This window comes from Streptomyces sp. NPDC001348 (assembly GCF_053597535.1).
The window spans coordinates 120459-134935 of sequence record NZ_JBSFIK010000009.1; the positions used below are offsets into that span (position 1 = coordinate 120459).

At 71.1% G+C, this 14477-nt stretch carries 17 protein-coding genes; 8 read left to right on the plus strand and 9 right to left on the minus strand.

All coding sequences use genetic code 11. The features are described 5' to 3' along the window. Positions 1–253 precede the first annotated feature (253 nt). The gene (locus tag ACWC21_RS12520) at positions 254–1069 is read left to right on the plus strand and encodes a C40 family peptidase (RefSeq protein ID WP_450880855.1); all 816 of its coding nucleotides are present in this window, start codon (positions 254–256) and stop codon (positions 1067–1069) included. A gap of 128 nt (positions 1070–1197) precedes the next feature. Further along, positions 1198–1839 (plus strand): peptide deformylase, encoded by a 642-nt coding sequence (gene def, locus ACWC21_RS12525; protein ID WP_450880857.1) that lies wholly within the window; start codon positions 1198–1200, stop codon positions 1837–1839. Positions 1840–1918: 79 nt separating this feature from the next. Here def and ACWC21_RS12530 read toward each other — a convergent pair whose 3' ends face one another. After that, complete coding sequence (locus ACWC21_RS12530; RefSeq protein WP_450880859.1) at positions 1919–3253, minus strand: geranylgeranyl reductase family protein; 1335 nt, start codon at positions 3251–3253, stop codon at positions 1919–1921. A gap of 48 nt (positions 3254–3301) precedes the next feature. Here ACWC21_RS12530 and ACWC21_RS12535 point away from each other — a divergent pair, with 48 nt between their 5' ends. Further along, a complete protein-coding gene (locus tag ACWC21_RS12535) occupies positions 3302–3811 on the plus strand; it encodes a GNAT family N-acetyltransferase (protein ID WP_450880860.1) in 510 nt (169 codons plus the stop codon). A 143-nt stretch (positions 3812–3954) separates the two neighbouring features. Continuing rightward, positions 3955–4272: a PASTA domain-containing protein gene (locus ACWC21_RS12540; RefSeq protein WP_450880862.1), complete on the plus strand. Its 318-nt coding sequence runs from the start codon at positions 3955–3957 to the stop codon at positions 4270–4272. Here ACWC21_RS12540 and ACWC21_RS12545 read toward each other — a convergent pair. The 6 genes from ACWC21_RS12545 to ACWC21_RS12570 all read right to left on the minus strand — a co-directional run bounded on the left by ACWC21_RS12545 (position 4259) and on the right by ACWC21_RS12570 (position 10674). Continuing rightward, positions 4259–4954 carry a demethylmenaquinone methyltransferase gene (locus ACWC21_RS12545; RefSeq protein WP_388798261.1) on the minus strand — a complete coding sequence of 232 codons (696 nt, stop codon included), beginning with the start codon at positions 4952–4954 and terminating at the stop codon, positions 4259–4261. The two genes, ACWC21_RS12540 and ACWC21_RS12545, sit on opposite strands and share 14 nt — an antisense overlap. A gap of 402 nt (positions 4955–5356) precedes the next feature. After that, the gene (locus ACWC21_RS12550) at positions 5357–5962 is read right to left on the minus strand and encodes an imidazolonepropionase-like domain-containing protein (RefSeq protein ID WP_450880865.1); all 606 of its coding nucleotides are present in this window, start codon (positions 5960–5962) and stop codon (positions 5357–5359) included. Positions 5963–5969: 7 nt separating this feature from the next. After that, positions 5970–7169: a cyclic dehypoxanthinyl futalosine synthase gene (mqnC, locus tag ACWC21_RS12555; protein ID WP_450880867.1), complete on the minus strand. Its 1200-nt coding sequence runs from the start codon at positions 7167–7169 to the stop codon at positions 5970–5972. Between the two features lie 81 nt (positions 7170–7250). Beyond that, a complete protein-coding gene (locus ACWC21_RS12560) occupies positions 7251–7985 on the minus strand; it encodes a prepilin peptidase (protein ID WP_450880869.1) in 735 nt (244 codons plus the stop codon). Between the two features lie 100 nt (positions 7986–8085). Further along, positions 8086–9750 carry a serine/threonine-protein kinase gene (locus ACWC21_RS12565; RefSeq protein ID WP_450880871.1) on the minus strand — a complete coding sequence of 555 codons (1665 nt, stop codon included), beginning with the start codon at positions 9748–9750 and terminating at the stop codon, positions 8086–8088. A 75-nt stretch (positions 9751–9825) separates the two neighbouring features. Beyond that, entirely contained in the window at positions 9826–10674 is an 849-nt protein-coding gene (locus tag ACWC21_RS12570; protein ID WP_450880873.1) for a menaquinone biosynthetic enzyme MqnA/MqnD family protein, read from the minus strand. Positions 10675–10961: 287 nt separating this feature from the next. On the opposite strand from ACWC21_RS12570, the gene ACWC21_RS12575 reads away from it, so the two are divergent. Beyond that, positions 10962–11165 (plus strand): cold-shock protein, encoded by a 204-nt coding sequence (locus tag ACWC21_RS12575; protein WP_003992177.1) that lies wholly within the window; start codon positions 10962–10964, stop codon positions 11163–11165. A 191-nt stretch (positions 11166–11356) separates the two neighbouring features. Here ACWC21_RS12575 and ACWC21_RS12580 read toward each other — a convergent pair whose 3' ends face one another. Next, entirely contained in the window at positions 11357–11923 is a 567-nt protein-coding gene (locus ACWC21_RS12580; protein WP_450880875.1) for a helix-turn-helix domain-containing protein, read from the minus strand. A 69-nt stretch (positions 11924–11992) separates the two neighbouring features. Between ACWC21_RS12580 and ACWC21_RS12585 the strand changes: the two genes are divergently transcribed. Together ACWC21_RS12585 and ACWC21_RS12590 are read left to right on the plus strand one after the other, a co-directional pair. After that, positions 11993–12697, plus strand: coding sequence for an AzlC family ABC transporter permease (locus ACWC21_RS12585; RefSeq protein WP_450880877.1), 705 nt, complete (start codon positions 11993–11995; stop codon positions 12695–12697). Next, positions 12694–13008 carry an AzlD domain-containing protein gene (locus tag ACWC21_RS12590; RefSeq protein WP_450880879.1) on the plus strand — a complete coding sequence of 105 codons (315 nt, stop codon included), beginning with the start codon at positions 12694–12696 and terminating at the stop codon, positions 13006–13008. The genes ACWC21_RS12585 and ACWC21_RS12590 overlap by 4 nt, the downstream gene beginning before the upstream one ends. A 64-nt stretch (positions 13009–13072) precedes the next feature. On the opposite strand, the gene ACWC21_RS12595 is transcribed toward ACWC21_RS12590, so the two are convergent. Next, the gene (locus ACWC21_RS12595) at positions 13073–13981 is read right to left on the minus strand and encodes an NAD(P)-dependent oxidoreductase (RefSeq protein WP_450880881.1); all 909 of its coding nucleotides are present in this window, start codon (positions 13979–13981) and stop codon (positions 13073–13075) included. Between the two features lie 103 nt (positions 13982–14084). On the opposite strand from ACWC21_RS12595, the gene ACWC21_RS12600 reads away from it, so the two are divergent. Beyond that, on the plus strand, positions 14085–14474 hold the full coding sequence (locus tag ACWC21_RS12600; RefSeq protein ID WP_450880883.1) for a winged helix-turn-helix transcriptional regulator: 390 nt from the start codon (positions 14085–14087) through the stop codon (positions 14472–14474). Positions 14475–14477 lie beyond the last annotated feature (3 nt).

Sequence of the window (14477 nt, forward strand, 5' to 3'; positions counted from 1 at the left end):
TGACCTCCGCCACACCCATGAGAGGTCCATAAGAACCGGGCTTGGCCAACGAGCCCGCCCGATGGTAGGCGGAGGGCAATTCGGACGTAATCATGAAAACCCATGATCAACGCCATGATCGCTTGCGCCCGTAATGTCCGTTACGGCGTCAATAAAGAGTGACGCGCACGGTATTCGGAGCCGCGATTGAGCAACTGTGGCGCAGCACACGTTTCTTGAAGATATGAAGGAGCCCCTGGTACCGCTTGTTCCCATGTCCCACACCGCTCACATACGCAGCCACCGGAAACCCCGCCGCAGCGCGTCGAAAATCGCGATGCGGGCTGGAGTTGCCGGTGGTGTTCTCAGCACCCTGGCAGTGGCCGGTGCGTCCGGCGCGGCGAACGCCGCCGAGCCGGTGACGCAGACCCTGGAACTGCCCACCCTGACGGCCGATGTGGCCGCTCAGGTCGCCCAGTCCGCGGACGCCACGCAGCAGGCCGCCGCGAACTACCAGCTGCAGGCCGAGCGTGACGCGGCCGCCGCGAACGCCGCGAAGCAGGCCAAGGCGGACCTCGCCGACGCCAAGAAGAAGGCGGAGGCCAAGAAGAAGGCCGCCCAGGAGGCCGCCCGCAAGGAGGCCGCCGCCAACGCCCGCGCCTCGCGCAGCTCCGAGCGGACCACCCTCTCCGCCACGGTGAACGCCGGCACCTCCACGAGCACGTCCACGGCGACCGGTTCGGCCGCGGCGGTCGTCAACTTCGTCAAGGCGCAGATCGGCAAGGCCTACGTCTCCGGCGCCACCGGCCCGTCCGCCTACGACTGCTCCGGCCTGGTGCAGACCGCGTTCAAGCAGGTGGGCATCAGCCTGCCGCGTGTCTCGCAGGACCAGTCGACCGCGGGTACCCAGGTCTCGCTGAGCAACCTGCAGCCGGGCGACATCCTCTACTGGGGCAGCGCGGGCAGCGCCTACCACGTCGCGGTGTACGTGGGCGACGGCATGTTCGTCGGCGCGCAGAACCCCTCCAGCGGCGTAGGCGAGCACCCGCTCGACTACGACCCGCCGACCGGCGCCGTGCGGGTGCTCTGACCGCACCCCACCCGGACTTGTGAAGGGCCGCTGCCGCTCGGGGGCAGCGGCCCTCAAGGGTCTCCTGACATGCTCGTCGGCGGGCCGGACCGTCTCCGGCCCGTCAACGCGACGAAGGAGACCGAATCATGCCAAGTGTGTTCGTACAGGGGCGATCCGTCCTGTCCTACCCCCCGCTCGCACCCGAGGCCCGGCGCGGCAGGGTGCGCCGGATCACCGAGACGGGTGAAGAGGTACTGCACAGGCCCTGCCGGGACGTCACCGAGTTCGGGCCGGACCTCGCCGCGCTCATCGACGACATGTTCCTCACCATGTACGCCGCGGACGGCGCGGGCCTCGCGGCGAACCAAGTAGGGGTAGGTCTGCGACTGTTCGTGTACGACTGCCCCGACGACGACGGTGTCCGACATGTCGGACACATCGTCAATCCGGTACTGGAGCCCCTGGACCCGGCCGGCCGACGGCTGCTCGTCGAGGGCGAGGGGTGCCTGTCGGTGCCGGGTGCCGTCATGGACGTACCGCGGCCGGACCGGGCGGTGGTGCGCGGGCAGGACAAGGACGGCGCACCCCTCGCCGTCGAGGGCACGGGGTACTTCGCGCGCTGCCTCGCCCACGAGACCGACCACACCAACGGGTACGTGTACCTGGACCGGCTCTCCAAGCGGGAGCGGAAGGAAGCCCTGCGTCAGGTGGCGGACCGGCGGGAGGACGTGTTCGCCCGCCGGTCCGCCAACGCGGAGGCCCTGAGCCGGGCCTGGAGCCAGGCTTAGAGCCGAGCCTGGAGCCAGGCTTAGAGCCGAGCCTGGAGCCAGGCTTAGAGCCGAGCCTGGAGCCAGGCCTGGAGGACACTCACGCCTTCGGCGCCACCCTGCTCAGCCCGTTGATGATCCGGTCCATCGCGTCGCCGCCCGTCGGGTCGGTGAGGTTGGCCAGGAGCTTCAGGGTGAACTTCATCAGCATGGGGTGGGTCAGACCGCGCTGGGCGGCGATCTGCATGACCTTCGGGTTGCCGATGAGCTTCACGAAGGCGCGGCCCAGCGTGTAGTAGCCGCCGTAGGTGTCCTTGAGGACGCGCGGGTAGCGCTGCAGGGCCAGCTCGCGGCCGCTGGGCGTGGCCCGCGCGTGGGCCTGGACGATGACGTCGGCGGCGAGCTGGCCGGACTCCATGGCGTAGGCGATGCCCTCGCCGTTGAAGGGGTTCACCAGGCCGCCGGCGTCGCCGACCAGCAGCAGGCCCTTGGTGTAGTGCGGCTGGCGGTTGAAGGCCATCGGGAGGGCGGCGCCGCGGATCGGGCCGGTCATGTTGTCCGGCGTGTAGCCCCAGTCCTCGGGCATGGAGGCGCACCAGGCCTTCAGGACCTCGCGCCAGTCCAGTTCCTTGAAGGAGTCGGAGGTGTTGAGCACGCCCAGGCCGACGTTGCTCGTCCCGTCGCCCATGCCGAAGATCCAGCCGTAGCCGGGCAGGAGGCGGTCCTGGGGGCCGCGGCGGTCCCAGAGCTCCAGCCAGGACTCCAGGTAGTCGTCCTCGTGGCGCGGGGAGGTGAAGTAGGTGCGGACCGCGACACCCATCGGGCGGTCCTCGCGGCGGTGCAGGCCCATCGCCAGGGACAGCCGGGTGGAGTTGCCGTCGGCGGCGACGACCAGCGGCGCGTGGAAGGTGACCGCGCGCTTCTCCTCACCCAGCTTGGCGGTGACGCCGGTGATGCGGCCGGTGCGGTCGTCGACGACGGGGCCGGAGACGTTGCAGCGTTCGTACAGCCGCGCGCCGGCCTTCTGCGCCTGCCGGGCGAGTTGCTCGTCGAAGTCGTCGCGCTTGCGGACCAGACCGTAGTCCGGGAAGGAGGCGAGATCGGGCCAGTCCAGCTGGAGGCGGACACCGCCGCCGATGATCCTCAGGCCCTTGTTGCGCAGCCAGCCGGCCTCCTCGGAGATGTCGATGCCCATCGCCACGAGCTGCTTCACGGCGCGCGGGGTGAGGCCGTCGCCGCAGACCTTCTCCCGTGGGAACTCGGTCTTCTCCAGCAGGAGTACGTCGAGTCCGGCCCTGGCGAGGTGGTAGGCGGTGGTGGAGCCGGCTGGCCCCGCCCCCACGACGATCACGTCGGCGGAGTTGTCGGAGAGGGGCTCGGTCACGGCGGGATCTCCCCAAGGTTCGTAATGTGCGTGCCGACCGGCACTGGACATGGGCAGTCTATTCAGCAGCATTGATCACCCGGCTGAAGGGCTGCCTCCGTGAACCGACCTCTCCCCGCGGTACGACTGCGCGTCCCCACCCACGAGGACGCCTTCACCTGGCACCGGGCCTTCGACGACCCCGAGGTCATGGAGTTCCTCGGCGGCGGGGGCGCGGCGCTGTCGTTCTACGAGGAACTCACCGCACGCCAGCGCCGGCACGACGCCGAGCGAGGCTTCTGCCTGTGGTCGCTGCTGGGCGAGGCGGACGAGGTCATCGGTTTCGCGGGCGCCCAGCCGTGGCCGCACGAGTGGGGCCCGAAGGGCGAGATCGAGATCGGCTGGCGGCTCGGGCGGGCCCACTGGGGCAAGGGGTACGCCACCGTGGCGGCGCGGGAGACGGTCGACCGGGTGCGCGCGGCGGGCGTACCGGACGTGATGGCCATGATCCGGCCCGGCAACGAGCGTTCCGTCGCCGTGGCCCGGCGCCTCGGCATGGAACCCGCCGAGTCCTACAACCACCCGAGGTTCGACGCGCCGGTGCACTGCTACCGGCTCAGCCTGACCTAGAGGTCCGCACTCCGGTTCCGTCACTCGAAGTAGTCGATTGTCACAGAAAGACAGCGAATGCTTCCGGGTGTCGTCCGCACGGAGTTACCCTTCCTGTACCGCTGGGGGTGACATCTGTGCGTATAACACCCAAAACACCCGAAGTGCGCGTACCCCGTCTCGTCGGCCTGATGGCCGTCGACGCGCGCGAGACCGCCCAGGCGTGGGGGCTGTTCCTCAGCGCCCCGGACCGGCCGGACTTCCGCCACACCGTCGTCGACTACGTCGTACGCCAGTACCCGCAGGCCGGTGCCGAGGTGCCGCGGGACTCACTGGTGTACGTGTGGTTCGACTTCGGTGAGGGAGAGGGCGGCGGAGGTGTGCGCGAGCCGCGCGTCCCGAGACCGCCCGGCGGAGGAATGCAGCGCGAGCTGGACGAGCCGGGCGACCCGTTCGCCGTGGCCGGGTTCAGCTCTCCTTGAAGCCCCGGTGCAGGGCCACCACGCCGCCCGTCAGGTTCCGCCACGCCACCCGCGACCAGCCCGCCTTGCGCAGCCGTTCGGCCAGCGCGGGCTGGTCGGGCCAGGCGCGGATGGACTCGGCGAGGTAGACGTAGGCGTCGGGGCTGGAGGAGACCGCGCGCGCGACCGGCGGCAGCGCGCGCATCAGGTACTCGGTGTAGACGGTGCGGAAGGGCGCCCACGTCGGGTGCGAGAACTCGCAGATGACCACCCGCCCGCCGGGCCGGGTCACCCGGTACATCTCGCGCAACGCGGCGTCCGTGTCCTGCACGTTGCGCAGCCCGAAGGAGATGGTGACGGCGTCGAAGGTGTCGTCCTTGAAGGGCAGCCGTGTCGCGTCCCCGGCCGTGAAGGGGAGCCACGCGGTGCGCCGCTTGCCGACCTGGAGCATGCCCAGGGAGAAGTCGCAGGGAACGACGTAGGCACCCGTCCGCGCGAAGGGCAGTGACGAGGTGGCCGTCCCGGCCGCCAGGTCCAGGACCTTCTGCGCGGGCCGCGCGTCGACCGCCTTCGCCACCTCCTTGCGCCAGCGCCGGTCCTGCCCGAGGGACAGCACGTCGTTGGTCAGGTCGTACCGTTCCGCCACGTTGTCGAACATCGAGGCGACTTCGTGCGGCTGCTTGTCCAGGGATGCGCGGGTCACGGGCCCATTGTGGCAGCAGGGTCCGCGACACCGGCGCAGCACCCTCGGGGCGCCGGTCACGACAGCGGCCTCGGCCTCCTCCCCGCCGCGACGTCCTCCACCCAGCCGCGCAGCGGGACGAACACCGCGATCGGGGGACCCGGCCAGGGCCTGTCCGGCGGATCAGGTCGCAGGAAACGGGCGGTACCTCATCGGCGCTGGTGAGCGGGGTTTGGTGCGTCCAACTGCAAGGCGGAGGAGGGCGTCGACGCGATGGGGGTCCCCCCGCTCGAGCGCAGCCGAGAGTGGGGGAGTCGACAACCGACGACAACGCCGGTGGGGGCACCACCCGCTCGAGCGAAGCCGAGAGTGGGGGAGGGCGTGCCAAACCCCGCGTCTGCGGCATGATCCGCCGGACAGGTCCTAGCGCCGCCGGAACACCAGACGTCCGCCCACGACCGTGGCCACGCAGGTGTCCGCTCCGCGCTCGGCCAGCTCGGCCTCGTCACGGACGTCGAAAACGGCGAAGCGGGCGGCGGAGCCCTGCTGCCGTTCGGTCGCCGTCATGGGCGCCCGAACGGAGCCGAACGGGTCGAGGGAGGGCACGTCGCCGGGACTGCCCAGCCGGCCGACGACGCCGATCCCACTGCGCCGTACGGCGTCCTTCACCGCGCGGTTGCGGAACGGTTCACAGGCCACGGCGACCGTGCCCCGCGCCAGCATGCGCTGGATCCCGCGGCGTGCGCTGGCACCCCAGCGGGCGTCGTCGAGGACGAGCATGCTCAGCGCGTCGCCGGTCAGCGGTTCGGTGCCGAGGTCGTCGGCCTCCCGTGGGTCCGGGTGGTACGTGCGCTCCAGCAGCTCGTTGCCGTAGAGGTTGACGAACCCGGGCGTGAGGATGCCCGGCCAACTGCGCACGCGTGCGCGTGGATACGCGGCGGCCAGCTCCTCCAGGGGCCCGACGGCGGCGATCCACTCACCCTGGACGGCGAAGGCGTGGCCCCTGGAGTCGGCGTGAATCGTCAACAAGACGGCGCTAGTTGGACGCGAGCAGCTTCAGCTCGGGATGTGCCGTCCCGCCCGAGATCGCCGTCGAGGAGATGTGCGACATGACCCGCTCGTCGACGGGGTCGTTCGCCGGGTCGTCGTGGACGACGAGGTGCTCGTACGTCGTCGCCCGCTGCGCCGGGACCCGGCCCGCCTTCCTGATGAGGTCGATGATCTCGAGGCGGTTGGAGCGGTGCTTGGCGCCGGCGGAGGACACGACGTTCTCCTCCAGCATGATCGAGCCGAGGTCGTCCGCGCCGTAGTGCAGCGACAGTTGGCCGACCTCCTTGCCGGTGGTCAGCCAGGAGCCCTGGATGTGCCGGACGTTGTCGAGGAAGAGGCGGGCGATCGCGATCATCCGCAGGTACTCGAAGAGCGTGGCCTGGGTGCGGCCCTTCAGGTGGTTGTTCTCGGGCTGGTAGGTGTACGGGATGAACGCCCGGAAGCCGCCCGTGCGGTCCTGCACGTCCCGGATCATCCGCAGGTGCTCGATGCGCTCGGCGTTCGTCTCCCCGGTGCCCATCAGCATGGTGGAGGTCGACTCCACGCCCAGCCGGTGCGCGGTCTCCATGATCTCCAGCCAGCGCTCACCGCTCTCCTTCAGCGGGGCGATGGCCTTGCGGGGCCGCTCCGGCAGGAGTTCGGCGCCGGCGCCCGCGAAGGAGTCCAGGCCGGCCTCGTGGATGCGGGTGATGGCCTCCTCGACCGAGACGCCGCTGATCCGGGCCATGTGCTCGACCTCGGAGGCGCCCAGCGAGTGGATGACCAGCTGGGGGAACTCCTTCTTGATGGCGGCGAAGTGCTTCTCGTAGTACTCGACGCCGTAGTCCGGGTGGTGCCCGCCCTGGAACATGATCTGGGTGCCGCCGAGTTCGACGGTCTCCGCGCAGCGGCGCAGGATGTCGTCGAGGTCGCGGGTCCAGCCCTTCTCGGTGTCCTTCGGGGCCGCGTAGAAGGCGCAGAACCTGCACGCCGTGACGCACACGTTCGTGTAGTTGATGTTCCGCTCGATGATGTACGTGGCGATGTGCTCGATGCCGGCGTAGTTGCGGCGCCGTACCGCGTCGGCGGCGGCGCCCAGCGCGTGCAGCGGGGCGTCGCGGTAGAGGACGAGCGCCTCCTCGGGGCTGATCCGCCCACCGGCGGCGGCACGGTCGAGCACGGACTGAAGGTCGGCCTTCTCGGTCACCGGCGTCCCTTTCGCAAGGTTCACAATGGGGGTTGTGGACGAACCGAACCAGCCTACGTCAGGCTGTTCGCCCGGCCGACGTCAGGCGGTGTACGCGCCGATCAGCAGCCCCGCGAAGGCCCCCGCGATCAGGAACGGCCCGAACGGGATCATCGTCTTGCGGCCCGCCCGCCGGGCCACGACGAGCGCGCCGCCGTACAGCGCCCCGAACAGGAACCCGGCGAAGGTGCCGAGCAGCACCGTCGGCCAGCCGTACCAGCCGAGCGCGGCCCCCGCCCCGAGCGCCAGTTTCACATCGCCGAAGCCCATGGCGCCGGGGTTGATCAGCCACAGCACGAAGTAACCGGCGCCGAGGGCGAGAGCGCCCAGCAGGGCGGTGAGCCAGTTGCCGGCGTGCTCGGGGACGAGGGCCACCAGCGCGAGCAGCCCGAGCGCGGCCCCCGCGAGCGGCAGCGTCACCACGTCGGGCAGCCGCTGCACCCGCAGGTCCACCACCGCCAGCAGCACCGCGAGCGGCGCGAGCAGCAGCCAGACCCCGAGCTCGGGCCGGGTGCCGGTGGCGGCGGCGAGGGCGGCGCAGACCAGGGCGGTGACGGTACCGAGCAGAAGGCCGCTCGGGCCGTACGACGACTGGGGCCAGGGGCATCGCGCACACCGCGCCCGCCCGGCCCACCCCGCGACCGGATGCCCGCCCGGGCAGCTCTCCCGCCACCGCTCCTCCGGGGGGACGGAGAAGCGGTAGGCGGCCCGGGGCAGCAGCGCGCCCGCCGCCGCGCCCCACAGCGCGGCGACCACGATCAGCAGGGCGTCGCTCATCCGGGCCTCCGCATGATGGTCTTCCTCCCCGTCGGCCCTTGTGACCGCCCTCTGCACAGCAACGGAGACTAGTGGCACGGCAGGTCGGCAGACCTGCCCGCTACTCGACCTTCGACATCCGGGAGACCGGGTTCCCCTCCGCCGCGCTGTCCGAGGTGTACTTCAGGTCGTCACCCACCGGCGTCAGCTGCACATCGTGCGGGGCGGGGTCGCAGCCCGCGTGGTTGCCCTTGGCGCCCACGGAGGTGACGACCAGCCGGGTCGTCGTCACCCTCTTCAGCGTCAGCACGTCGGTGCAGACGCCGCCGAGCTGGTCGGTCTGGACGAGCCGGCCCAACTCCTCGCCCACGCCCGCACGGTGGACGGTGAGCCGGAAGGTGCCGGCGGGCAGGGTCCCGCCGAGGGCGGTGGCCTGGCCCTCCCAGGTGCCCAGGTAGCGGGAGGGAACGGTGCCGACGGTCTTGCCGGGGGGATCGGCACTGCGGTCGACGCCGCTGGAGGCGGGCCCGGGCACCGGCGCTTGGGCGCTGCCCCCGGAGCTCTCGTCGTGCGCGCCGCCGATCAGCGGCCGGACGAGGAACCCGAGCCCCACGACCGCCCCGACGAGCGCCCCGGCGACGGCGAGCGCCAGCGTGCAGCTCACCCGGCGTCCCCGGCCGCCCTCACCCGGGGTGGAGGAGGCCGCCATGGTGACGGAGACCTTGCCCGGAGGCTGCTCCGCGGACGGCGGCGCGTCCCGGGGCCCGGGCATGACGACCGGTCCGGCCTCCGGAATCACCGGCGCCGGCCCGAACTCGCCGCCCACCACGCCCGACGCCCCGCCCACGGACGGGCTGCTGAACCCGACCGGCCCGGACGGCACCGCCTCCGCGGCCTCCAGGTTCAGCAGCCGTACGGCGCTGCGGCTGACCTGTTCGACCAGGGCCCCCGGCAGCCAGCCATCCGCGACCAGCCGGGCCGCGCCGCCGGGGGCCAGCCGCCGGGCGACCTCCCCGGGCAGGGGCCGCTGGCCGGGGTCCTTCGCCAGGCACGCCGCGGCCACCTCCCGCAGCTCACCGCTCAGCGCGCCGAGTTCCGGCTCCTCGTGGACGACCTTGTACAGCAGCGCCGCCGAGGAGTTCCCGGGGAAGGGCGGCTCGCCGGTGGCCGCGTACGCCAGGACCGCGCCGAGGGAGAAGACGTCCGCCGCGCCGGTGACGTCCTTGCCGAGAATCTGTTCCGGGGACATGTAGCCGGGCGAGCCGACGGAGACGCCGGAGGAGGTCAGGGAGGCGGTGCCGTCGGTGGCGCGGGCGATACCGAAGTCGATCAGCAGGGGGCCGTCGAGGGTGACCAGCACGTTGGACGGTTTCACGTCCCGGTGCACCAGTCCGAGTTCGTGCACGGCCGCCAGCGCCTCGGCGAGGCCCGCGCCCAGGGCCCGTACCGAGTGCGCGGGCAGCGGGCCGTCGGCGTCCACCGCGGCGGCGACGGTCGGGCCGGCCGCGTAGGCCGTGGCGGCCCAGGGCACGGGGGCGTCGGGGTCGGCGTCCAGGACGGGGGCCGTCCAGGCGCCGCCGACCCGCCGGGCGGCCGCGATCTCGCGCCGGAATCGCGCACGGAACTCGTCGTCCAGTGCCAGGTGCGGGTGCACGATCTTCACCGCGACGGTCCGGCCGCCCGCGCTGCGCCCGAGGTACACCCGTCCCATCCCGCCCGCGCCGAGCCGGCCGAGCAGCCGGTAGGGCCCGATCACGGCAGGTTCGTCGGCCGCGAGCGGCTGCATGGCGTCCACCCCATCCCCCGTAGGCCCCGTGGTCCCCCGTTCGGGCACTCCAGCAGATTAGTGCGGAACGCCCCGCTACGGCTGGAGCAGTTCCACCTTCACGTCGGCCGGGAAGCCGGTCGTCGGTCCCACCCGCCGCGCGAACTCGGTGACCGCGTTCAGCTGCGGTCCGCCGAAGCTGAAGTCGAGGGTGGTGAAGTACTCCTCCAGGGTCCGCTCGTCGAAGGACTCCCAGCGGGCCGCCTGCTCGGCGACCTTGCCGACCTCCTGCAGGGAGAGGTTGCGGGAGGCGAGGAACGCCTCGTGCACCTGGCGGGTGATGTCGGGCTCACGCTCGGCGTACTCCCGCCGGGCGGCCCACACCGCGAAGACGAACGGCAGCCCCGTCCACTCCTTCCACAGCGCGCCCAGGTCGTGCACGTCGAGCCCGTAGCGCGGGCCGTCGTGCAGGTTGGCCCGCAGGGCCGCGTCCCCGATCAGTACGGCGGCCTCGGCCTCCTGCATCATCAGGCTGAGGTCGGGCGGGCAGGTGTAGTAGTCGGGCTGGACGCCGTAGCGCTCGGCGAGCAGCAGCTGGGCGAGGCGGACGGAGGTGCGGGAGGTCGAACCGAGGGCGACCCGGGCGCCGTCCAGCCGGTCGAGGGGGACCTGCGAGACGATCACGCAGGACATCACCGGGCCGTCGCAGCCGACGGCGATGTCGGGGAAGGCGACGAGGTCGTCGGCGTTGCGCAGGAACTCCACCAGGGTGATGGGCCCGATGTCGAGGTCCCCCCGCACCAGCTGCTCGCTCAGCTTCTCGGGAGTGTCCTTGGTCAGCTCGAAGTCGAGGAGGGTGCCGGTTCTCGCGAGCCCCCAGTACAGGGGCAGGCAGTTCAGGAACTGGATGTGGCCGACACGCGGCCGGGTGCGAGAATTGTCCACATCGCGAGACTAGCCCCCTCGGGATACGGCGCCGCTCCCGACCCCTCCGTCAACTGGCCCAACGGTTGTCAAACGTTGGGGTGAAGTGATCTTGGCCTCTATTGCTTTCGGCTGGTCACGTGCTAGGCTCGCCGCAAGTTGCAGTTTGGTTTCCCTTGCAGTACAGAGCCTGCGGAGCATGTAACCGCGGGCTCTAGTCGTTTTCAGACGTATGCAGTTGTGCGGCACTTGCTTTCACGCTTGCAGGGTTCTGGAGCAGGGCGACCCTTTGGGCCCAAGGAGGGCTTATGGCTACCGGAACCGTGAAGTGGTTCAACGCCGAAAAGGGCTTTGGCTTCATCGCCCAGGAAGGCGGCGGCCCCGACGTCTTCGTTCACTACTCCGCGATCAACGCCTCCGGCTTCCGCTCCCTCGAGGAGAACCAGCAGGTGAGCTTCGACGTCACGCAGGGACCGAAGGGTCCGCAGGCGGAGAACGTCACCCCCGTCTGATCACAGGTGCCCGTCGGGACCTTCCGATTCCAGTCGGAGGGTTCCGATCAGCGCTGTCTGATCGACACTGCCTGATCGCAGTCTGATTCGCAGTACCCAAGGAGCCCCACGCCATCCGGCGACGGGGCTCCTGCCTTTTCCGTCGGCTTCCCGTCGCCTTCCGTCAGCGGCGGCGTGCGTTCATTTCCCGTTCACACGTGCTGCATGATCAGTACGAATTTCGTTCCGGCCGCGAGTGCCTCGTACGTGTGCGGCACGTCCCCCCGGTACGACATGTAGTCGCCCGCACCGAGCTCGACCGCCTCCCCGCGGGGACCCGCCTTCACGCCGCCCTCCCCGACCACGATGTGCTCGACGGTCCCGGGAATGTGCGGCTCGGAATCCCTGACGGTGCCGGGTTCCAGCCACACGTAGTAAATATCCCGCCGAGCGCCCGGCGGGCTCGCGGAAAGCAGCGTGGCGAGATAGCTGGACTGCTCCGAGTGCACGGTGGGCCCCTCCCCCGCCCGGATCACCTGAACGGCGGGCGCGGGCGGCTCCACCAGCACGCTGAACGGCACCCCGAGCGCCACCGCGAGCGCCCAGATCGTCTCCATGCTCGGATTGCCGCCCGCCCCCTCCAGCTGCGACAGCGTGGACTTCGCGACCCCGGCCCGCTTGGCCAGCTCGGACAGGGACAGGCCGGCGCGGGTGCGTTCACGGCGGAGGGCGGCGGCGATCCAGTCGAGGGGGAGGCGGGAAGGGACGGTGTCAGGCATGGGCGTTCGCTCCATCGGTACGATCGTTCGCCTTGACGAACACGGGCGCTGCTGTTCATTGTAGAAAACATGCGTTCGCCACAACGAACACACGGAGCCTCTCTTGCCGTGCCCACCCTGGTCCGTGACAGCTCTCTCGTCTGGCTGGCCAGCGGCATCGTCGGCGTCTCCTTCGGCGCGGTGTCCGTCGCCGGCGGTCTGCCACTGTGGGTGCCGGTGCTGATGTCGGTGGTGGTGTACGCCGGGTCGGCCCAGTTCAGCGCGGTCGGCGTGCTGCTCGCCGGGGGCGGTCCGCTGGCCGCGGCGGCCACCGGCCTGCTCCTCAACACCCGTACGGCCGCCTTCAGTCTCGCGGTCGCCGACATCCTCGGCCGGGGACGCCTGGCCCGCCTGGTCGGCGCCCACCTCGTGACCGACGAGACCGTGGCCTTCGCCCTGGCCCAGCGGGACCCCGACCGCCGCCGGGCGGCGTTCTGGATCTCCGGGCTCGGCCTCTTCGTCGCATGGAACGCCGGGGTCCTGGCCGGCGCGTTCGCCGGGAGCGCCCTCGGCGACACCACCCGCTACGGCCTGGACGCCGCCTTCCCCGCCGTCCTCGTGGCCCTGGTCCTGCCCGCCCTGCGCACGGACCGCGCGGTACGCCGTTCCGCCCTGCTGGGCGCCGCCCTGGCCCTGGCGGTGACACCGGCGGTCCCGGCGGGGGTGCCGGTGCTGGTGGCGTTGTGCGGGTTGGTGCTGCACCGCCCGGCGCGCGGGGAGGTGACGGCCCGGTGAACGCGACGGCCACGGTGATCCTGGCTCTGGCCGTGGGCACGTACGCCTTCCGGCTGGTGGGCCCGGTACTGCACGGGCGCGTGGAGATACCGGCCCGGGTGCAGGAACTGGCGTCGGCGGGGGCGGTCGTCCTGCTGGTCGCCCTGCTGGCGACGGGCGCGCTGACGGAGAGCGGCGGCTTCGCGGGCTGGGCACGACCGGCCGGGGTACTGACGGCGGGCGTACTCGCGTGGCGGAGGGCGCCGTTCGTGGTGGTGGTGCTGGGGGCGGCTGTGGTGACGGGGGTGTTGCGGGCGGCGGGGGTCGAGTGACGCGGACGCCGGCTGGTATGCGGTCGGCGGGCGTCCGCCTTGTGTTCACCGGTCTCCCAGTCGGTCAGCGCGGTCCTCGGATGCTGTCGATGATGCGGGTCCAGTTGTCGCTGCCGTGTCCGTTTTCGATCGCGCGCCGGTAGTGGGCCTGCACGGCCAGGGGGAGCGCGAGGTCGAGGCCGAGTGACGTGCTGGTCTCGACGATGTGGTCGGACGTCGCGCCCATCATGGTGACCGTGCTGAGGTCGCCGGGATGCTCTCCGGCGTCGAGCGCGGCACCGGGGTGCTCTTCCCCGGCCCTGAGGATGTCACCGATCGTGTCAGCGGAGGAGAGCAGCTCCGGCAGCGCTTCCCCGGCCTTCATCCCTGCCGTACCCAGCATGGCGGTGGCGTGCATCAGCCCGGACAGAGTGGTGAGGAACACCGCGAGTTGGGCTTGGTACATCAGCTGTGCGAGGCCCGGGTCTTCGCCCAGATGCTTCGGTGTGCCCAGCAGTGCCAACGCCGCCATGTGGCGCTCCAGCACGGGGTCACGGCCGCTGTAGTAGACGTGGGCTGCCTCCGTGCCGACCATCGGCGCGGGCACCATGACGCCTCCGGTGAGGAAGGTGGCGTCGTGACCCGCTGCCCAGGTTGCCGCCTCGCGTGAGCGGTCGGGAGTGTCAGAGCTCAGATTGACCAGCGTCCGCCCGGCGAGCGATGCGGTGGCGCCGTCGAGGATGTCGTACATCGCCTGGTAGTCGGTGAGGCTGAGGATCACGAGGTCACTCGCCTCGACCGCTGCGCCGGGTGTCGCCGCGAGCGTTGCTCCGGCGGCGACGACACCGTCGGCACGACTCGCGGTGCGGTTCCAGACGGTGACCGGGTGGCCGGCGGCGAGAAGGGTACGGGTCATCGCCCGGCCCATCGGGCCCAGTCCGATCACGGTCACAGGGCTGTCTTGCCTGGTGGTGTGGCTCCGTTGTTCGTTCACCCCTCCATGCTCGGAGAGTGCCTCCCCTCTCGGAAGTACCTACTATTTTCTGCGCTACTTACTAATTTGTAAGCGGATCAGTGATGGCCAAGGGGGGTCAGGGATGGCCAAGGCGCCGAGACGCGGGCCTTACATCTGCGGCATCGACGCTGCGCTCGACGTGGTGAGCGGCAAGTGGAAGGGGCTGATCCTCTGGGAGCTGGACACCCATCGCGTACGCCGCTTCGCCGAGCTCCGTCGAGGCCTGCCGGGCGTGAGCGAGAAGATGCTGACGCAGCACCTCCGCGAGATGGAGGAGGACGGTCTCGTGCACCGAGAGGTCCATGCCGAGGTGCCGCCACGGGTGGAGTACTCCCTGACCGAGCACGGGCGCACGCTGAATCGAGCGCTTCGGCCGCTCGGCGCCTGGGGGACAGAGCGGGTACGCCGCGAAGGCTTCGCGGCGGTCGACGGCGGCGCCACGGGCGACGGGGCCGAGGCCTCACGCGGGTGAGCA